Origin of the sequence: Pseudomonas sp. RIT-PI-q, assembly GCF_001297125.1 — a bacterium.
Taxonomy (GTDB): domain Bacteria; phylum Pseudomonadota; class Gammaproteobacteria; order Pseudomonadales; family Pseudomonadaceae; genus Aquipseudomonas.
This window is the reverse complement of sequence record NZ_LHPC01000049.1, coordinates 60,420-76,820: the sequence shown is the minus strand read 5'-3', so window position 1 is coordinate 76,820 and position 16,401 is coordinate 60,420. Positions and strand designations below refer to the sequence as shown.

Sequence of the window (16,401 nt, the reverse complement as noted above, 5' to 3'; positions counted from 1 at the left end):
CGTGCGTTGATTGGTTTTCGAGCAAGGCTCCCCCGCTACAAGGGTTTCGATAACGCCACGGGAATGAAAATTCCCCGTTTGGTTACACTACCCCGCCGCAGCCCGGTAAGCCGGGCTGAAGATCACGGGGGTGACATCACAGTGGCCGTTCGACCGCCAAGCCGTTCGCGACTCACACCACGCTGGCCGACGCTACGCCGCTTGTTCGGCAAGGCATCGGCTGCGCCAGCCAGTGCCTGCGGTCGAGTCATCCACGACTACTTCCACCACAAGGCCCACGCCCAGGGTTACACCCTCAGCCATAGCCAGCAGCGCGTGATCGATTGCATGGCGCAGCACGCCACGGCGCTGCTCGGCACTTCGGCGAAAACACTGCCGGGCCTTTACCTGCATGGCGCCGTCGGACGTGGCAAGAGCTGGCTACTGGACGGCTTTTTCCAGGCCCTGCCGATCGCGGAAAAACAGCGTCTGCACTTCCATCAGTTCTTTGCCCAACTGCACCAGGGCATGTTCAGCCATCGCGATCAGCCCGATGCACTTGCAGCCACCCTCGATCAGTTGCTGCGCGATTGCCGGGTGCTGTGCTTCGACGAGTTTCACGTCCACGACATCGGCGATGCGATGCTCATCACGCGGCTGTTCAAGGCGTTGTTTCGCCGCGGCATCCTGCTGCTGGTCACCTCCAATTACCCACCGGAAGGCCTGCTGCCCAACCCGCTGTACCATGCGCGCTTCAAACCGGTGATCGACTTGATCAACGCGCGCATGCAGATCCTGGAAGTCGGCGGCCCTCACGATTACCGCAGCCAGGTCAGAACCCACGCGCAGCAGTTGTTCACCCTGGGTCAGTACATCTGGCCTGCCACGGCGGCGCAGCGCCAGACACTGAATTTGCCCGAACACAACACGCCAGCCATCGCGCTGCCTGTCGGGGCCCGGCATCTGCAAGCCCGATACTGCGCCGAGCGCACTATCGGGTTCACTTTTAGCGATTTGTGCGATCAACCCACTGCCGTCATGGACTACCTGGAGCTGTGCCGGCGTTTCGATCACTGGGTCATAGATGAACTGCCCAACCTTGCCGATTGTTCCATCGCCGCCCAGCAGCGCTTTATCAATCTGGTCGACGTGTTGTATGACCAGGACAAACATTTGATCCTGCTCGGGCAGCGGTCATTGCGTGAAAGCCTGGGGGGCGATGCCATTGACCTGGCGCGTACGCGGAGTCGGTTGGGGCAACTGGTGGAAGTGCGCGAGGCATAGATCAAAAGATCGCAGCCTTCGGCAGCTCCTGCATTGCACGCGTACTCCTGTAGGAGGTGCCGAAGGCTGCGATCTTTTGATCTTTGATTCATGCCAAGTCGTTATCATGCCACCCACGCCTTCTTCCCGATCAATAGTGAATCTGTTCATGGATACCCTTGCACAACTGCGCGCCGGTCAATTGTCGGGCATCACCCGTCTGGACCTGGCCTGTGGCCTGACCGAGTTTCCCCGTGAAATTTTCGACCTGGCCGACTCGCTGGAGGTGCTCAACCTCACGGGCAACGCCCTGAGCTGCCTGCCGGACGACTTGCACCGCCTGACCCGCCTGCGTGTGTTGTTCTGTTCGGACAATCAGTTCACCGAACTGCCCGCCTGCCTGGGCCAGTGCGCGGCGCTGACCATGGTCGGCTTCAAGGCCAACCGCATCGAAACAGTCCCCGCCGCCGCCCTGCCGCCGTTGTTGCGCTGGTTGATCCTGACCGACAACTGCATCGAAGCGCTGCCGACCGAGCTGGGTGAACGCCCGCATCTGCAAAAACTCATGCTGGCCGGTAATCACCTGCAGCGTTTGCCCGATAGCTTGCGTCACTGTCATCGACTCGAACTGATCCGCATCGCCGCCAACCGGTTGACCGAGCTGCCCGAATGGCTGCTGACCCTGCCGAGCTTGACCTGGCTGGCCTACGCCGGTAATCCGCTGGAAACCGAAGCCGACGCCGCCGCCCTTGAAGCGACCCCGAGCATCCCCTGGTCGGAACTGCACCTGGAGCAGCAACTGGGCGAAGGTGCTTCGGGGGTGATTCATCGGGCAACGTGGCAACGGCCGGGGCTCCCCGCCATGCCGGTCGCGATCAAACTTTACAAAGGCGAAATGACCAGCGATGGCTCGCCCCTGCATGAAATGAACGCCTGCATCACCGCCGGCATCCACCCCAACCTGATCCGGGTCGAGGGGCGGATCGTCGGGCATCCGCACGATCAGGTCGGGCTGGTCATGCAACTGCTCGACCCGAGTTATCGCAACCTGGCCGCACTGCCGAGCCTGGCGTCCTGCACCCGCGACGTCTACGCCAACGACACCCGGTTCAGTGCCGGCGTAGCCTTGCGAATCGCCAGCGGCATCGCGTCAGTAGCCGAGCATTTGCACCGACACGGCATCACCCACGGCGACCTCTACGGCCACAATATTTTGTGGAACGAGCAAGGTGATTGTCTGCTGGGGGACTTTGGCGCGGCGTCTTTCCATGCCACCACGGACAACCTTGAAAGCCGCGCATTGCAACGCATCGAAGTGCGCGCGTTCGGGGTTTTGCTGGGGGAATTGCTGGAGCGGATCGACTCGGGGCTGAGCGATGAGGGACGTGGGCAGTTGGAGGATTTACAGCTGCGCTGCTGTCAGGCGGATGTACTGGCGCGGCCGGGATTCAGCGAGATTGTGCGGGAGTTGAATGGCTGGTGATCCCTGAAAAAATCGCAGCCTGCGGTAGCTCCTACAGGGTTTTGCGTACACCTGTAGGAGCTGCCGAAGGCTGCGATCTTTGATCTTTAACCCGCCAACCCGACAAACATGTCCTGCACGTCATCATGGTTATCGAGGCCTTCAAGGAACGCTTCGACTTCAGCCATCTGCTCATCGCTCAGACCGGTGACCGGGTTCTTCGGCTGGTAACCCAACTTCGCCGACAACACCGTGAAACCTTGCTCTGGCAGCGCTTTCTGCACCGCATCGAGGTCCGCAGGCTCGGTCAGGAACAGGGTCGTGCCCTCTTCTTCACCCGGTTCGAAATCCTGGGCACCGGCTTCGATCGCGGCCATTTCCGGATCGGCGTCAGGGCTGTCCGGGGACGCCTCGATCATGCCGACATGGTTGAAGTCCCACGCCACCGAACCGGAAGCGCCCAGTTGGCCCTTGCGGAACGCCACGCGGATTTCAGCGACGGTGCGGTTGATGTTGTCGGTCACGCATTCAACGATCAGCGGCACCTGATGCGGCGCGAAACCTTCGTAGGTCACGCGATGGTATTGCACGGTTTCGCCGAGCTGGCCCGAGCCTTTCTTGATCGCGCGTTCAAGGGTTTCGCGGGGCATCGAAGCTTTTTTAGCCTGTTCAACCACCAGTCGCAGGTGTGCGTTAGTGGCAACATCGGCACCGTTACGCGCAGCAATGGTTATTTCTTTCACCAGTTTGCCGAAGATCTTGCCCTTGGCGTTAGATGCCGCTTCTTTGTGTTTAACCTTCCACTGTGCGCCCATTACTCACTCTCTTATCTATGGCGCCGAGACATCTATTGGCCGACGCATGGCGCAAGTTTATACGGCCTAAAGTTGGCAATCGACCAAAAAAATCGCAACGACGGATCGACATCTTCACCGGTGGTTGTAGGGCGATTCTGAAAAGTCGATTTGCCATGTCCTTAAACCGCTATGGTTTCGTACCCTCTGCGCCCGTACCCATGGCAGAAGCGCAATCGATGCACAACGACAAGGAAAGTCCCTTCACCCTGACACTCCTCGACGGTGATTTGAGTTTGCAGGTGTTGCAGTTCAGTGGCCGTGAAGGCCTCAACCGGCCGTATCGATTCGACATCGAAGTGATCGGCCTGGCACCGGCCATGAACCTCGACCGGCTGCTGCAACAGGCGGCTTTTCTCAGCCTGGGGGATGGCAACGGTATTCACGGGGTGCTCCATAGCGTCAGCTATGAACATCGCGGCCCGTACCGCATCGGCTACAAACTGTGGCTGGTGCCCTACCTTCAGGCGCTGGACCGGCACCGTTCACGCCGGGTGTTTCATCGCGTGAGCGTGCCGATGATCTTGCGTCAGTTATTCGAGGAACATGACTTGCCCGAGGGCAGCTATCGTTTTGAGCTGGCGAACGGGCACTACCCGCTGCGGCCTTTTTGCATTCAGTACGAAGAGACTGACCTGACCTTGCTGCAACGCTTGTGCGAAGAGGAAGGCATTCACTATCACTTCGAACATCACCGCGATGGGCATGTGCTGGTCCTGGCCGATGACAGCCTGAGCTTCCCGCAGGAGCCGCTGCTGATGACCTTCGAGGACGACGCCAGCGGCGAAAGTGCCCTGCCGACGATCACTGAATTGTTCCAGCGGCACGACTCGCCGCCCATGCCTACACAACCGGATGCACAAAACCGTGGCGCGCTGAACGTCGACGACGGCGCGGCCAATCACGCCTTTGCCAGATCGGCTCCGACGCTACCGCGCCCCGCCCCGGAACAGAGCCATCGTGATCAACGCAGCCGCCGACAACTGGAGCGTCTGCGTTGCCAGCATGTGCAGATTCATTGCCAAAGTAACCTGAGCGCTGTGCACAGCGCGCGGATCGTGCAAGTGGCCGAGCACCCGCTGTCGAGTTTCAATGATCAATGGCTGCTCACCGAGACCCGACATCAGGGGCAACAGCCTTCGATTCTCGCTGGAGACAAGGCCGATATCGCCCTGACGTACCGCAACCAATTCACCGCCATTCCCTGGTCAACGGTATTCAGGCCGGCGCTCGAACACATCAGGCCGTGCATCCCGGGATATCAGCCCGCTCGGGTGCTTGGCCATAACGGGGAGCCGGCGACGCTGGATGATCGCGGTCGAATACAGGTCAGACTATGGCCCACCGTGGAACCCGATCCGGATCAATCCATCGGCCTCTGGCTACCGGTTGCCCTCGCCACGCCGGACGGCCGAATAAACCCGTGCACACTGCCGAGGGCTGGCAGCGACGTGCTCATCAGTTTCCTCGACAGCGACCCGGATCGTCCGGTGCTCTGCGCCGGGTTGGGCCGCACTCACATGCCTCGGCCCGCGCCAACGCCAGACTCCCGCAGCGATACCCGCTTGCTGCTCGACTGGCTGGTCAATCGCCCTGATCTTTAGCCCTTGTCAGCCTTGCCGGCCGCCGCTGCGAATTTCGCCAGGCGTACGTCCAGATGCCGAGGCCGGCGCCCGTGATCCTCGGCGCGTTCCTTGCGACGGATCGCGTTGCGCACCATCAGTGAGCCGAGGTAACGAATCGGCTCCGGAGGAAAGAAGCCCAAGGGCCCATTCACCAGCGGCGAACGGGTCCAGGCGTTGTCCAGGCCCTGGACCATCGAGGCGAGAATCTGCCCGCCCATATGACACGGCCCGACCCCGCTGCCGGAATAACCGCAACCGTAGAACACGTTGCCGCTGGCACTCATCTGGCCGAAAAACGGCAACCCCGTCACCGAGCGATCCGAAGGACCGTTCCAGGTCGCTTCGACCTTGACCTCGGCAAACGCCGGAAAGAAATCCGCGAGGCTGTGCTGCAACAGACCGGCATAGGGCGATGGCTGATCGAACACCGGCAGCATGCGCCCACCATAGGCGAAGGTATTGCCGCCCTTGCCGAGCATGATTCGACCGTCCGGGGTGTTGTGGTAGTAGTGCACGAAAATCCGCGAATCGAGCACCGTGACGCCGCTGGTCAAGCCGATTTCGTTGAGCAGGTCGGGTCGTGGTTCGGTGATCAGCATGTCGCTGGAAACGATCGCCACACTGCGTTCGAACTGCGGAAATGCGCGGGCCATCCAGGCATTCATCGCCAACACCACCCGGTCCGCGCGGATGTTGCCGTTCGGGGTTCTGATCCCCGCAGGCTTACCTTCCTCCAGTCCGGTCATGGCGGTCTTTTCATGAATCCTCACTCCGAGTTGCAAGGCGACCCGGCGTAAACCGCGCACCAATTTGCCAGGCTGCACACTCGCAGCGGCCGGGGAAAACCAGCCTTCCAGGTGCTTGCTGGAACCGGCCATGCGTTGCACATCGGCCACCGGCCGTTGAGTGAAAGAGTTGATGCCGTTGCGCTCCAGCGCCGCAATCACCGCGTCGGTCGAGCCGCATTGGGCGCGGTTGGTGGCGGTATAAAGCGTGCCATCGAGGCGGTAATCGGCATCCACCGCGTACTGCTCGCAGAAGGCGCCGATGGCGTGGATGCTGCGCTCCGACTCCTTGACCAGACGCACCGCTTCTTCGACGCCGAACAGCCGTTCCAGAGTGAAATACTTGGCCGACCACGACAGCGCGCAACCACCGTTGCGCCCGCTGGCACCGGCACCGCAAATATCGGCCTCGATCAGCAGCACATCCAGTTCGGGGTTTTGCTCCTTGAGCATGATCGCGGTCCACAACCCGGTGTAGCCACCGCCGACGATGCAGACATCGGCGCGGGTGTCGCCGTCCAGTGCCGGGCAGGTTTCGGATGTATCCGCCTTCAAGGCCTGGTCCAGCCAAAAGGGTCTCATGGGGAAATCTCCAGTCAGGTATCCACACGCCGGCCTGCCGCAGGCGCAGCAAGCCGCGAGGGAAAGGGGTTCAGCTACGCAGGGGTTTTACGGTCATCGCTTGGTTAGGCACGAAGGCGCTGTCAGGGCGCAGGCCAGCCGGGCGACTGTTCCAGTGCGGGATCAACACCAGGGCTGAGAACATGGCGCAGCCGGCGAAGACGATAAAGACGGTGACCGAGTCGAAATAGCCCGGCAGCAACCCGCCGAGAATCGCCCCGACCGAGCCGCAACCGTTGACGAAACCGGCCGCTGTTGCGCCCGCCTTGGCGGTGCCGAAATCGATCGCGGCGGCGCCACTGATCATCGAGTCCGGTCCGTACAACGTCAGGCCCATGACGAATAACAGCGCCACCACCAGCAACACGCTACCGGTGTGCAAAGCGCCCATGAACAAGGCCAGCGTCAGGGTCAGCGCCAACAGGCTGAGTACGCACGCTGGCATGCGTCGGGCGCCGAACAGTTTGTCCGAAGCCAGGCCGAGCAGGATCGGCCCGAGCAGCCCGGCCAATTCAAACGCGGTGGGAATGATCGCCGCGCCGACCTTGCCCACGGTCGGCATTTGCTCGAAGACGATCACCGGCCCCCAGAGCAGAATCGCGTAGCGCGCCGGTTTCAGCAGAAAGTACGCCAGGCCCAGCACCAGCACCGTGCGGTTGCGCAGGATTTCCTTTAACGGTTCCAGAACGCTGATCTTGCTTTGCGCGTAGGTCTCTTCCGCCGTCAGCTCCGGCTCCGGTTCCACCGCCGGCAAGCCGACGTCTTCCGGTTTGTTGCGTTGAAAAATAAAAAACAGCACGGCGACCAGCCCAACCACCGCCGCACTGGAAATGAATGCCGCGTGCCAGGTGCCGATCAGCGTATACGCCCACCAGCCTGCAAACGGCGACGCGACCAGACCGCCAAAGGCGTAGCAGGAACTCCATAACCCGAGCACCCGCCCACGCTGCTCGGCGGGAAAGAAGCTGCCGATGTTCTTGCACAGCCCCGACCATCCCGTGGACTGCGCCAACCCTTGAATCAACATGCACGTGGCGAAGATCGGCAGTGTGGCGAAGCTGCCCATTACCAGCGCGGCGACGGCGGAAATCAGCAACCCGCCAAGCACCACGACCCGAGGGCCGAAGCGGTCGGCGAGGATGCCCCAGGTGAATTGGCCGATGGCGTACGCGGTCAGGTAGATGGCATCGAGGTTGGCCATGGCCATTTTGTCGAGCATGAAGGTGGGGTCTTCGGCGATCCCCAGTTTTGCCACGGAAAAAGCTTTGCGGGTGAAGTAGAAAGCGGCGTAGGCGAGCCAGGTGATCGCGAAGATCTGCACGCGCCAACGCTTGATAGTGCCGATGTGCTTGTTCATTGTGGTTCTGACCTCAGGGTGTGAGTGTGCCGGCAGAATTTGAGAAATAACGCCTGTTTTTTTATTGTTGAGCACTTCGATACCGCTGCTTCCCTGAGGCGATATCGGTCAGATGAGACCTGCTGTTGCACGCCAGGCTCATGGCCACCGCTGCTGTTCGACTGACCAGTCACCGGGGCTGAGGTCGATAAAAACAATTACTGATTAATAAGTGAAATCGATTTATCGTATTTCCAATATAAGCTCAGCTTGTTACTGGAGGTTTCGATGTCGGTTTCCCACGCCCAGCTCAAAGCCTTCCACGCCGTGGCCGTCCACGGAAGCTTTACCAAAGCCGCCGAGCGGTTATTTCTGACGCAACCGGCGATTTCCGACCAGGTGCGCAAACTCGAAGAGCGTTTTGGTGTGTTGCTGTTTCACCGCAACAAACGCTCGGTGCGCCTGACTGATCTGGGTGAGCGCTTGCTCAGCATCACGCAGCGACTGTTCGTCATCGAAGCCGAGGCGCAGGAGTTACTTCAAGACTCGCAGGCATTGCAGACCGGCAGCCTGATCCTTGCCGTCGATGCGCCGGTGCATGTGTTGCCGCAGATCGCACGGTTCTGCGAACGCTACCCCGGCATCAGCGTGAAGATCGAAACCGGCAACACCGATGAATCGTTGTTTCGGTTGTTCAACTATCAAGCCGATCTGGCGTTGCTGGGCCGCGAGGTCAGCGACGAACGACTGATTTCGCTGCCATTGCGCAATGACCCGATGGTGGCGTTCGTGTCGCGCAATCATCCCTGGGCTGATCGCGAGTCCATCTGCCTGGCGGACCTCGACGACACGCCGTTGGTGCTGCGGGAAATCGGTTCAGTGACTCGACAAACGCTGGAAGAGGAGATGGCCCAGGCCGGGTTTCGCATCCGCCCGGCGATTCAGGTCGAAGGCCGGGAAGCGGCGCGTGAGGCGGTGGTCGTGGGGATTGGCGTAGGCGTGGTGTCGGCCGCCGAGTTTGGTGCGGATTCCAGGGTGTGTGCGTTGCCGATTACCGATTGCAAACGGCGGCTGACAGAGACGCTGGTGTGCTTGCGCGAGCAGAGTTCCCGGCGGGTGGTGGCGACGTTTCTGGAGATGGTTCGCGAAAGCCTGGTTTAAGCCGGTCCGGCCTCATCGCGGGCAAGCCCGCTCCCACAGAGATCTGCAAATCTTGTGTACGACGCAAAACCTGTGGGAGCGTGGCTTGCCCGCGATGGCCGCGCCACGGTTTACCGGACTGGCGCCAAGCCAAAAAACGCCTGTATCAAACGCAAATCCCGCCGCCGTTCCATACACCCGATCATGTGCCGATTCACCAACCCCTCACCAATAATCGGCACCGCCGCCACTCGCGGGTCATGGCTGACTTCCACCGAAGACACCACCCCCACACCCAATTGCGCAGCGACGGCCTCGGTCACCGCCTCGCGGCTGTCCAGTTCCAGCAACACCCGTGGATTAACCTTGGCCTGGGCGCAAGCCTCATCAAACGTGCGTCGAGTGATCGAACTCGGCTCACGCAACACCATGATCACCTGATCCAGTTCCTTGAGCTGCACACCCTTGGACTTCTGCGCCCACGGATGGCTGTCGGGCACCAATGCGCAGATTCTTGATTCGCTCAACGCTTGCAAATGCAGCCCCTTGCGCGGCTCGACCTCGGTCAGCACCGCGACGTCGGCATGTTCCGACAACAGCGCCGCCAGCGTTTCCTGCGCGTTACCCAAGCGCAAATTCACGGTGATCCCCGGATACCGCGCCCGCAGGCTCGCCAGCATCGGCATCACCATGTGCGGGCCGTCCGCCGCCACTTCCAGACGTCCAGTCAGCAACTGCCGATTCGCCTCCAGCATCACCTGCGCTTCTTCGGCCAGGCCAAACATTGCGCGGGTGATCGCCGCGAGTTTGGTGCCCTCTTCCGTCAGCTCCACCCGTCGCGCGGTGCGGCGCAACAAGGTGATCTGATAGTGCTCCTCCAAGGCTTTGATGTGCCCGGTGACCGCCGGTTGGCTGATGAACAGACGCGCGGCGGCCCGGGTAAAGCTGCCCTCGCGGGCCACCGCATCAAAGGCGCGGAGCTGGAACAGGTTCATGAATAACCCTCACTGATGGCTGGCATAACAACAAACAATTTGATTGATAGCTCGGCAAATTGCAATTTAAGCCCCGTAGCTTCATCCCATCGATTGCGAGGACACGAGAATGAGTACTGCCGAACCCATCCTGCTCACCCCCGGCCCACTGACCACATCGGCCCGCACCCGTCAGGCGATGATGGTCGACTGGGGTTCATGGGATGACCGCTTCAACCAATTGACCGCCAGCCTTTGCGAGCAACTGCTGGCGATCATCAACGGCGCCGACACTCACCACTGCGTGCCCCTGCAAGGCAGCGGCACCTTCGCCGTCGAAGCTGCAATCGGCACGCTGGTGCCTCGCGACGGTAAAGTCCTGGTGCTGATCAACGGCGCTTATGGCAAACGCCTGGCGAAAATCTGCGAAGTGCTCGGCCGTCCGTTCAGCACCTTCGAAACCGCTGAAGACGAACCGACCACCGCCGCCGACGTCGACCGCCTGCTGCGCGGCGATGCCAGCATCACCCACGTTGCGCTGATTCACTGCGAAACCAGCACCGGCATTCTCAACCCGCTGCCGGAAATCGCCCAAGTCATTGCACAACATGGCAAACGCCTGATCATCGACGCCATGAGCTCCTTTGGCGCCCTGCCGATTGACGCGCAACAGGTGCCGTTCGACGCACTGATCGCCGCCTCGGGCAAATGCCTGGAAGGCGTACCGGGCATGGGTTTTGTCTTCGCTCGTAAAGAAGCGCTGGCGAATGCCGCTGGCAACTCGCACTCGCTGGCGATGGATTTGTTTGACCAGCACACCTACATGGCCAAGACCGGTCAGTGGCGCTTTACCCCGCCGACCCATGTGGTCGCCGCGTTGCACGAAGCGCTGCTGCAATACAACGAAGAAGGTGGCTTGCCGGCCCGGCATCAGCGCTACGCCGACAACTGCAAAGTGCTGCTCGATGACATGGCCAAACTGGGCTTGCGCAGCTTTCTGCCAGCCGAAATCCAGGCGCCGATCATCGTCACCTTCCACGCGCCGAAAGACCCGCGCTACCAGTTCAAGGAGTTCTACGAACGCGTCAAGGCCAAGGGTTTCATCCTTTATCCCGGCAAATTGACCCAGGTCGAAACCTTCCGCGTCGGCTGCATTGGGCACGTCAACCAGGCCGAGATGCACGCGGCGGTGGCAGCGGTTGCCGACGTGCTACGCGAAATGGAAGTCCTCGACATCTGATTCACGATGCCCTGTAGGAGCTGTCGAGTGAAACGAGGCTGCGATCTTTTGACGTTGCCGTTTCAAAGATCGCAGCCTCGTTTCACTCGACAGCTCCTACAGAAAATCACCATTTCCCACCGACAGGATTTGAGACATGAACTACGCAAACCCAACCAAACTCCAAGCCGCCATCCTCGACTGGGCCGGCACCGTGGTCGACTTTGGCTCCTTCGCCCCAACGCAGATTTTTGTCGAAGCCTTCGCCGAGTTCGACGTCCAGGTGTCCATCGAAGAAGCCCGTGGGCCGATGGGCATGGGCAAGTGGGATCACATCCGCACCCTGTGCGATCAGCCGCAAGTCGCCGAGCGTTATCGCAAGGCCTTCGGCCGCACGCCGACCGATGACGACGTCACCGCGATTTACGAGCGCTTCATGCCCTTGCAGATCGAGAAAATCGCCGAGCACTCGGCGCTGATTCCGGGTGCACTGGACACCATCGCCAACCTGCGCCAGCAAGGGATCAAGATCGGTTCTTGCTCCGGTTACCCGAAACAGGTCATGGACAAGGTTGTAGAACTGGCCGCCACCAACGGTTACGTCGCCGATCACGTGGTCGCCACCGACGAAGTACCCAACGGCCGCCCATGGCCGGCTCAAGCCCTGGCCAACGTAATCGCCCTGGGCATCGACGATGTTGCGGCCTGCGTGAAGATCGACGACACGGTGCCAGGCATTCTCGAAGGACGTCGCGCCGGCATGTGGACCGTGGCGTTGATCTGCTCGGGCAACGCGCTGGGCCTGGACTACGAAGGTTATCGCGCGCTCAGCAGCGACACCCTGGCCAGCGAACGCAAGCGCATCCACGCCCTGTTCGCCGGCTCGCGGCCGCACTACATGATCGACACCATTAGCGATCTGCCGGAAGTCATCGCCGACATCAACAAGCGTCTGGCCAACGGCGAGATGCCGCAAACCAACTGATCCAAAACCGCACGGCCCCCGTAGGAGCTGTCGAGTGAAACGAGGCTGCGATCTTCTGATCTTGTTTGTAAAAAGCAAAATCAAAAGATCGCAGCCTCGTTTCACTCGACAGCTCCTACAAGGGTTGTGCGTTTTTTCTGTCTATTACCTGAACCAGCGCATTCGACGATCGATCGCCTCAGGCAAACCCTCCGAAACGGATTACAGTTAAAGCACACCGTCGAACAAGAACGGTGGCTCGACCTGACCTGTGAGGAACGCCGTATGCCGTGGAAAAACTCCGATTCGCGCTACAGCACCGTATCGATCGCGCTGCATTGGTTGATGCTGGTGTTGCTGGTGCTGGTTTACGCCTGTATCGAATTTCGCGGGATCTTTCCCAAAGGCAGCGGCGGTCGAGCGCTGATCACTGAATCGCACTTCATGCTGGGTTTGACGGTGTTCGTACTGGTATGGCTACGGCTGTTCGCTCGCAGTCTGGGGCCGGCGCCGCAAATCTTCCCGGCGTCGCCGCACTGGCAGACGGTTCTGGCCAGATTGATGCACTGGGCACTGTATATTTTCATGATCGCCATGCCGATCCTGGGCTGGCTGGTCACCAGCGCCAAGGGCCATCAAGTGATGTTCTACGGCTTCGACCTGCCGTTGCTGGTTGCGGAAGACAAGGCATTGGCCAAGCAGATCCAGGGCTGGCATGAACTCGGCGGCACCATTGGTTATTGGCTGATCGGCCTGCATGCCGTAGCGGGGATTTATCATCATTACGTGGTGGGCGATAACACCTTGCTGCGGATGATGCCCAAACGCGAACCTCGTAACACCTGACACCACCGAAAACTTGTAGGAGCGGGCTTGCCCGCGAAGGGGCCGTGTCAGTGAAATCAATGTTGCCTGACACACCGCCTTCGCGGGCAAGCCCGCTCCCACAGGGGTTGGCGGTGATTTTCAGATTTGGGGATGGAAACCCCGGCGGCCCTGCAAGCCGCCAGTGTGGATGAAAATCAGCCGTGTGCCCTTTTCGAACCTTGCGGTTTCAACGTGCTGCTTGAGCGCCAACAGCGCTTTGCCGGTGTACAGCGGTTCCAGTGGAATGCCGCTGACCTGCTCGGTCTGTTCAATGAATTCAAGCAACGGCGGATCGACTTTGGCAAAACCCCCACGGCTGGCATCGAACAGTTCGTAAGCCGGATTCTCTACAGCCGCCTCTCGCACAATCGATTCGACCTGCTGCGCCACGCCATGGTCGTCGGGCACCGCCAACGCACCATAAACCGGGTGCTCACCCGCTTCGGCCAGCACCAGGCCAGCCAGGGTGGTGCCGGTTCCGCAGGCCAGCCACCAACCGTCGTAGTCGTTCCAGCCCAAATCCTTCAGTTGCTCGCCCACCTGCGCCTTCAGTTGCATGCAACCGCGCGCCCCGCGCAAACCGCCGCCTCCTTCCGGCACCGGCTGCAAGGTCGGGTATCGGGTTTGCCACGGCAACCAGAAGCCCGCTTCATGCCGCGCGCGATAGCCGCCATAACCGAGCCAATGCAATTGCATGCCGAAGGCCTGCAAATCCTTCACCGTCGGGGTGTCTTGTGGATGACCGCGCAGCAGGCCAACGGTGGGGAAGCCGAAACGTTTACCCGCGGCTGCCAGAGCATGCAAATGGTTGGAGTGCGCGCCGCCCAGGCTGATGATGCCTTCGGCACCGACGTGGTCGGCGGCTTTCAGGTGTTCGATGAGTTTGAACCACTTGTTGCCGCTGATCAGCGGGTCGATCTGGTCCAGGCGCAGGATCGCGACTTCGATGCCGGCGGCAGTGAGCCAGTCGAGATGCAGGGGTTGGAGCGGGGCCTGGGGTAGCCAGTGGTCGGGAGGGAAAAGCATCGATGCCGGGTCCGGGTAATGAGCCGGCATCTTAGCAGCGTTGAGGACGCCATCGCGGGCAAGCCCGCTCCCACAGTGGTTTTGCATCGCTCACAAAATGCATGAACAACATAGAACCTGTGGGAGCGGGCTTGCCCGCGATAGCCATAGGCACGCGAGACCTGCAAATTACAACTCGGCAGCCAACCGCGATCCCTGATTGATCGCCCGCTTGGCATCCAGCTCCGCCGCGACATCTGCGCCACCAATCAAATGCACGTTTTGCCCCTCCGCGACCAGACCGTCGTGCAATTCACGCAGCGGGTCCTGCCCGGCGCAAATCACGATGTTGTCCACCGCCAGCACTTGCGGCTCGCCGGTTTCGCCAATACGGATGTGCAGGCCTTGATCGTCGATTTTCAGGTACTCGACACTGTTGAGCATCTGCACCTGCTTGTTCTTCAGACCGGTGCGGTGAATCCAGCCGGTGGTTTTGCCCAGCCCGTCGCCGACCTTGGATTTCTTGCGTTGCAGCAGGAACACCTCACGGGCCGGTGCATGCGGCGCAGCCTTGATCCCGGCGACACCGCCGCGCGCCTCAAGGTGCGTATCGATGCCCCACTCTTTCCAGAACGCGGCACGGTCGAGGCTGGTGGCAACGCCTTGGTGAACCAAAAACTCCGACACGTCAAAACCGATCCCGCCGGCGCCGATCACCGCAACGCGCTTGCCCACCGGTTTGCGCTCGAGGATCACGTCCAGGTAGCTCAGCACCTTGGTGTTCTCGACGCCTTCAATGGCCGGTGTACGCGGCGCAATGCCGGTGGCCAGAATGATCTCGTCGTAACCGCCCTCGACCAGTCGAGCCACATCGACGCGGGTATTCAGGCAGACCTCGACGTTGGTGGTCTGCAATTTGCGGTTGAAATAGCGCAGGGTTTCGAAGAACTCTTCCTTGCCCGGTACACGCTTGGCGATGTTGAACTGACCACCGATTTCACTGGCCGAGTCAAACAACGTCACCTGATGACCACGCTCGGCAGCCACGGTCGCGGCGGAAAGGCCCGCAGGACCGGCACCGACGACGGCGATTTTCTTGATCTGCTGCACTGGCAGGTAATTGAGCTCGGTTTCATGGCAAGCACGCGGGTTGACCAGGCACGTGGTCAACTTGCCGCCGAAGGTGTGGTCGAGGCACGCCTGGTTACAACCGATGCAGGTGTTGATTTCGTCAGCGCGGCCAGCGGCGGCCTTGTTGACGAAGTCCGCGTCGGCGAGGAATGGCCGCGCCATGGAGACCATGTCGGCATCGCCTTCGGCCAAGATCTGCTCGGCGACTTCCGGGGTGTTGATGCGGTTGGTGGTGATCAACGGAATCTTCACCGAACCGCGCAGTTTGGCAGTGACCTTGCTGAACGCACCACGCGGGACCTTGGTGGCGATGGTCGGAATCCGCGCTTCGTGCCAACCGATACCGGTGTTGATGATGGTCGCACCGGCCTGCTCGATGGCCTTGGCCAACTGCACGATTTCTTCCCAGGTGCTGCCACCTTCCACCAGATCGAGCATCGACAGGCGGAAAATGATGATGAAGTTCGGGCCTACCGCTTCACGCACCCGACGCACGATTTCCACCGGCAAGCGCATGCGGTTTTCGTAGCTGCCGCCCCAACGGTCGGTACGGTGGTTGGTGTGGGCCGCGAGGAACTGGTTAATGAAATAACCTTCGGAACCCATGATCTCGACGCCGTCGTACTCGGCCAGTTGCGCCAGAGACGAACAGGTGACGAAATCGCTGATCTGCTTCTCAATGCCCTCCTCGTCCAGCTCTTTAGGCTTGAACGGGTTAATCGGCGCCTGAATGGCGCTCGGTGCGACCTGTTTCGGGCTGTAGGCATAACGCCCGGCGTGGAGGATCTGCATGCAAATCTTGCCACCCGCCTCGTGCACCGCGCGGGTCACGATCTGGTGCTTGAGCGCTTCTTCTTCAGTGGTCAGCTTGGCCGCACCGGAATACACGCCGCCCTCGTCGTTCGGGCCGATACCGCCCGTGACCATCAGGCCAACGCCGCCGCGAGCACGTTCGGCGAAGTACGCCGCCATGCGCTCGAAGCCACCGGGTTTTTCCTCAAGACCGGTGTGCATCGAGCCCATCAGGGTGCGGTTGCGCAACGTGGTAAAACCCAGGTCCAACGGGGCCAACAGGTGCGGGTAATGAGCGGCGGTCATCGGTAACTCCACAACGAGCGATCACGGAAAAATGTGGGCGCTCTTTGGCGCCCCTCTCATGTGCAACAGACTATGAGC

At 60.7% G+C, this 16,401-nt stretch carries 13 protein-coding genes; 7 read left to right on the top strand and 6 right to left on the bottom strand.

Features of this window, described 5'->3' with window-relative positions:
* Positions 1-141 precede the first annotated feature (141 nt).
* Together zapE and AEQ67_RS25490 are read left to right on the top strand one after the other, a co-directional pair.
* Positions 142-1,263: a cell division protein ZapE gene (gene zapE / locus AEQ67_RS25495; RefSeq protein ID WP_059406550.1), complete on the top strand. Its 1,122-nt coding sequence runs from the start codon at positions 142-144 to the stop codon at positions 1,261-1,263.
* A gap of 148 nt (positions 1,264-1,411) precedes the next feature.
* A complete protein-coding gene (locus tag AEQ67_RS25490; protein ID WP_059406549.1) occupies positions 1,412-2,725 on the top strand; it encodes a leucine-rich repeat-containing protein kinase family protein in 1,314 nt (437 codons plus the stop codon).
* An 86-nt stretch (positions 2,726-2,811) separates the two neighbouring features.
* Here the strand turns inward: AEQ67_RS25490 and AEQ67_RS25485 are convergent, their stop codons facing one another.
* Complete coding sequence (locus AEQ67_RS25485) at positions 2,812-3,519, bottom strand: YebC/PmpR family DNA-binding transcriptional regulator (RefSeq protein WP_059406548.1); 708 nt, start codon at positions 3,517-3,519, stop codon at positions 2,812-2,814.
* Between the two features lie 218 nt (positions 3,520-3,737).
* Here AEQ67_RS25485 and AEQ67_RS25480 point away from each other — a divergent pair, with 218 nt between their 5' ends.
* A complete protein-coding gene (locus AEQ67_RS25480) occupies positions 3,738-5,162 on the top strand; it encodes a type VI secretion system Vgr family protein (protein WP_059406547.1) in 1,425 nt (474 codons plus the stop codon).
* On the opposite strand, the gene AEQ67_RS25475 is transcribed toward AEQ67_RS25480, so the two are convergent.
* Entirely contained in the window at positions 5,159-6,550 is a 1,392-nt protein-coding gene (locus AEQ67_RS25475; RefSeq protein WP_059406546.1) for an FAD-dependent oxidoreductase, read from the bottom strand. The two genes, AEQ67_RS25480 and AEQ67_RS25475, sit on opposite strands and share 4 nt — an antisense overlap.
* Positions 6,551-6,620: 70 nt before the next feature.
* A complete protein-coding gene (locus AEQ67_RS25470) occupies positions 6,621-7,946 on the bottom strand; it encodes an MFS transporter (protein WP_059406545.1) in 1,326 nt (441 codons plus the stop codon).
* Positions 7,947-8,213: 267 nt separating this feature from the next.
* Between AEQ67_RS25470 and AEQ67_RS25465 the strand changes: the two genes are divergently transcribed.
* Entirely contained in the window at positions 8,214-9,086 is an 873-nt protein-coding gene (locus AEQ67_RS25465; protein ID WP_059406544.1) for a LysR family transcriptional regulator, read from the top strand.
* A gap of 110 nt (positions 9,087-9,196) precedes the next feature.
* Here AEQ67_RS25465 and AEQ67_RS25460 read toward each other — a convergent pair whose 3' ends face one another.
* On the bottom strand, positions 9,197-10,060 hold the full coding sequence (locus AEQ67_RS25460) for a LysR substrate-binding domain-containing protein (protein ID WP_059406543.1): 864 nt from the start codon (positions 10,058-10,060) through the stop codon (positions 9,197-9,199).
* Between the two features lie 109 nt (positions 10,061-10,169).
* Between AEQ67_RS25460 and AEQ67_RS25455 the strand changes: the two genes are divergently transcribed.
* From AEQ67_RS25455 to AEQ67_RS25445, 3 genes are all read left to right on the top strand, one after another.
* On the top strand, positions 10,170-11,279 hold the full coding sequence (locus AEQ67_RS25455; protein ID WP_059406542.1) for a 2-aminoethylphosphonate--pyruvate transaminase: 1,110 nt from the start codon (positions 10,170-10,172) through the stop codon (positions 11,277-11,279).
* 136 nt (positions 11,280-11,415) lie between these two features.
* The gene (gene phnX, locus AEQ67_RS25450; RefSeq protein WP_059406541.1) at positions 11,416-12,243 is read left to right on the top strand and encodes a phosphonoacetaldehyde hydrolase; all 828 of its coding nucleotides are present in this window, start codon (positions 11,416-11,418) and stop codon (positions 12,241-12,243) included.
* A gap of 264 nt (positions 12,244-12,507) precedes the next feature.
* Positions 12,508-13,068 (top strand): cytochrome b, encoded by a 561-nt coding sequence (locus AEQ67_RS25445; protein WP_059406540.1) that lies wholly within the window; start codon positions 12,508-12,510, stop codon positions 13,066-13,068.
* Between the two features lie 120 nt (positions 13,069-13,188).
* Here the strand turns inward: AEQ67_RS25445 and AEQ67_RS25440 are convergent, their stop codons facing one another.
* Together AEQ67_RS25440 and AEQ67_RS25435 are read right to left on the bottom strand one after the other, a co-directional pair.
* Positions 13,189-14,115: a 1-aminocyclopropane-1-carboxylate deaminase/D-cysteine desulfhydrase gene (locus AEQ67_RS25440; protein WP_059406539.1), complete on the bottom strand. Its 927-nt coding sequence runs from the start codon at positions 14,113-14,115 to the stop codon at positions 13,189-13,191.
* 168 nt (positions 14,116-14,283) lie between these two features.
* Entirely contained in the window at positions 14,284-16,323 is a 2,040-nt protein-coding gene (locus AEQ67_RS25435) for an oxidoreductase (RefSeq protein ID WP_059406538.1), read from the bottom strand.
* Positions 16,324-16,401: the final 78 nt, after the last annotated feature.

Excerpts from the sequence above, each read along its gene's own strand:
- AEQ67_RS25435 (WP_059406538.1), bottom strand. The coding sequence starts at position 16,323 with ATGACCGCCGCTCATTACCCGCACCTGTTGGCCCCGTTGGACCTGGGT.
- AEQ67_RS25485 (WP_059406548.1), bottom strand. The coding sequence starts at position 3,519 with ATGGGCGCACAGTGGAAGGTTAAACACAAAGAAGCGGCATCTAACGCC.
- AEQ67_RS25475 (WP_059406546.1), bottom strand. The coding sequence starts at position 6,550 with ATGAGACCCTTTTGGCTGGACCAGGCCTTGAAGGCGGATACATCCGAA.
- AEQ67_RS25480 (WP_059406547.1), top strand. The coding sequence starts at position 3,738 with ATGCACAACGACAAGGAAAGTCCCTTCACCCTGACACTCCTCGACGGT.
- AEQ67_RS25445 (WP_059406540.1), top strand. The coding sequence starts at position 12,508 with ATGCCGTGGAAAAACTCCGATTCGCGCTACAGCACCGTATCGATCGCG.
- AEQ67_RS25460 (WP_059406543.1), bottom strand. The coding sequence starts at position 10,060 with ATGAACCTGTTCCAGCTCCGCGCCTTTGATGCGGTGGCCCGCGAGGGC.
- phnX (WP_059406541.1), top strand. The coding sequence starts at position 11,416 with ATGAACTACGCAAACCCAACCAAACTCCAAGCCGCCATCCTCGACTGG.
- AEQ67_RS25470 (WP_059406545.1), bottom strand. The coding sequence starts at position 7,946 with ATGAACAAGCACATCGGCACTATCAAGCGTTGGCGCGTGCAGATCTTC.
- AEQ67_RS25465 (WP_059406544.1), top strand. The coding sequence starts at position 8,214 with ATGTCGGTTTCCCACGCCCAGCTCAAAGCCTTCCACGCCGTGGCCGTC.
- AEQ67_RS25490 (WP_059406549.1), top strand. The coding sequence starts at position 1,412 with ATGGATACCCTTGCACAACTGCGCGCCGGTCAATTGTCGGGCATCACC.
- AEQ67_RS25455 (WP_059406542.1), top strand. The coding sequence starts at position 10,170 with ATGAGTACTGCCGAACCCATCCTGCTCACCCCCGGCCCACTGACCACA.
- AEQ67_RS25440 (WP_059406539.1), bottom strand. The coding sequence starts at position 14,115 with ATGCTTTTCCCTCCCGACCACTGGCTACCCCAGGCCCCGCTCCAACCC.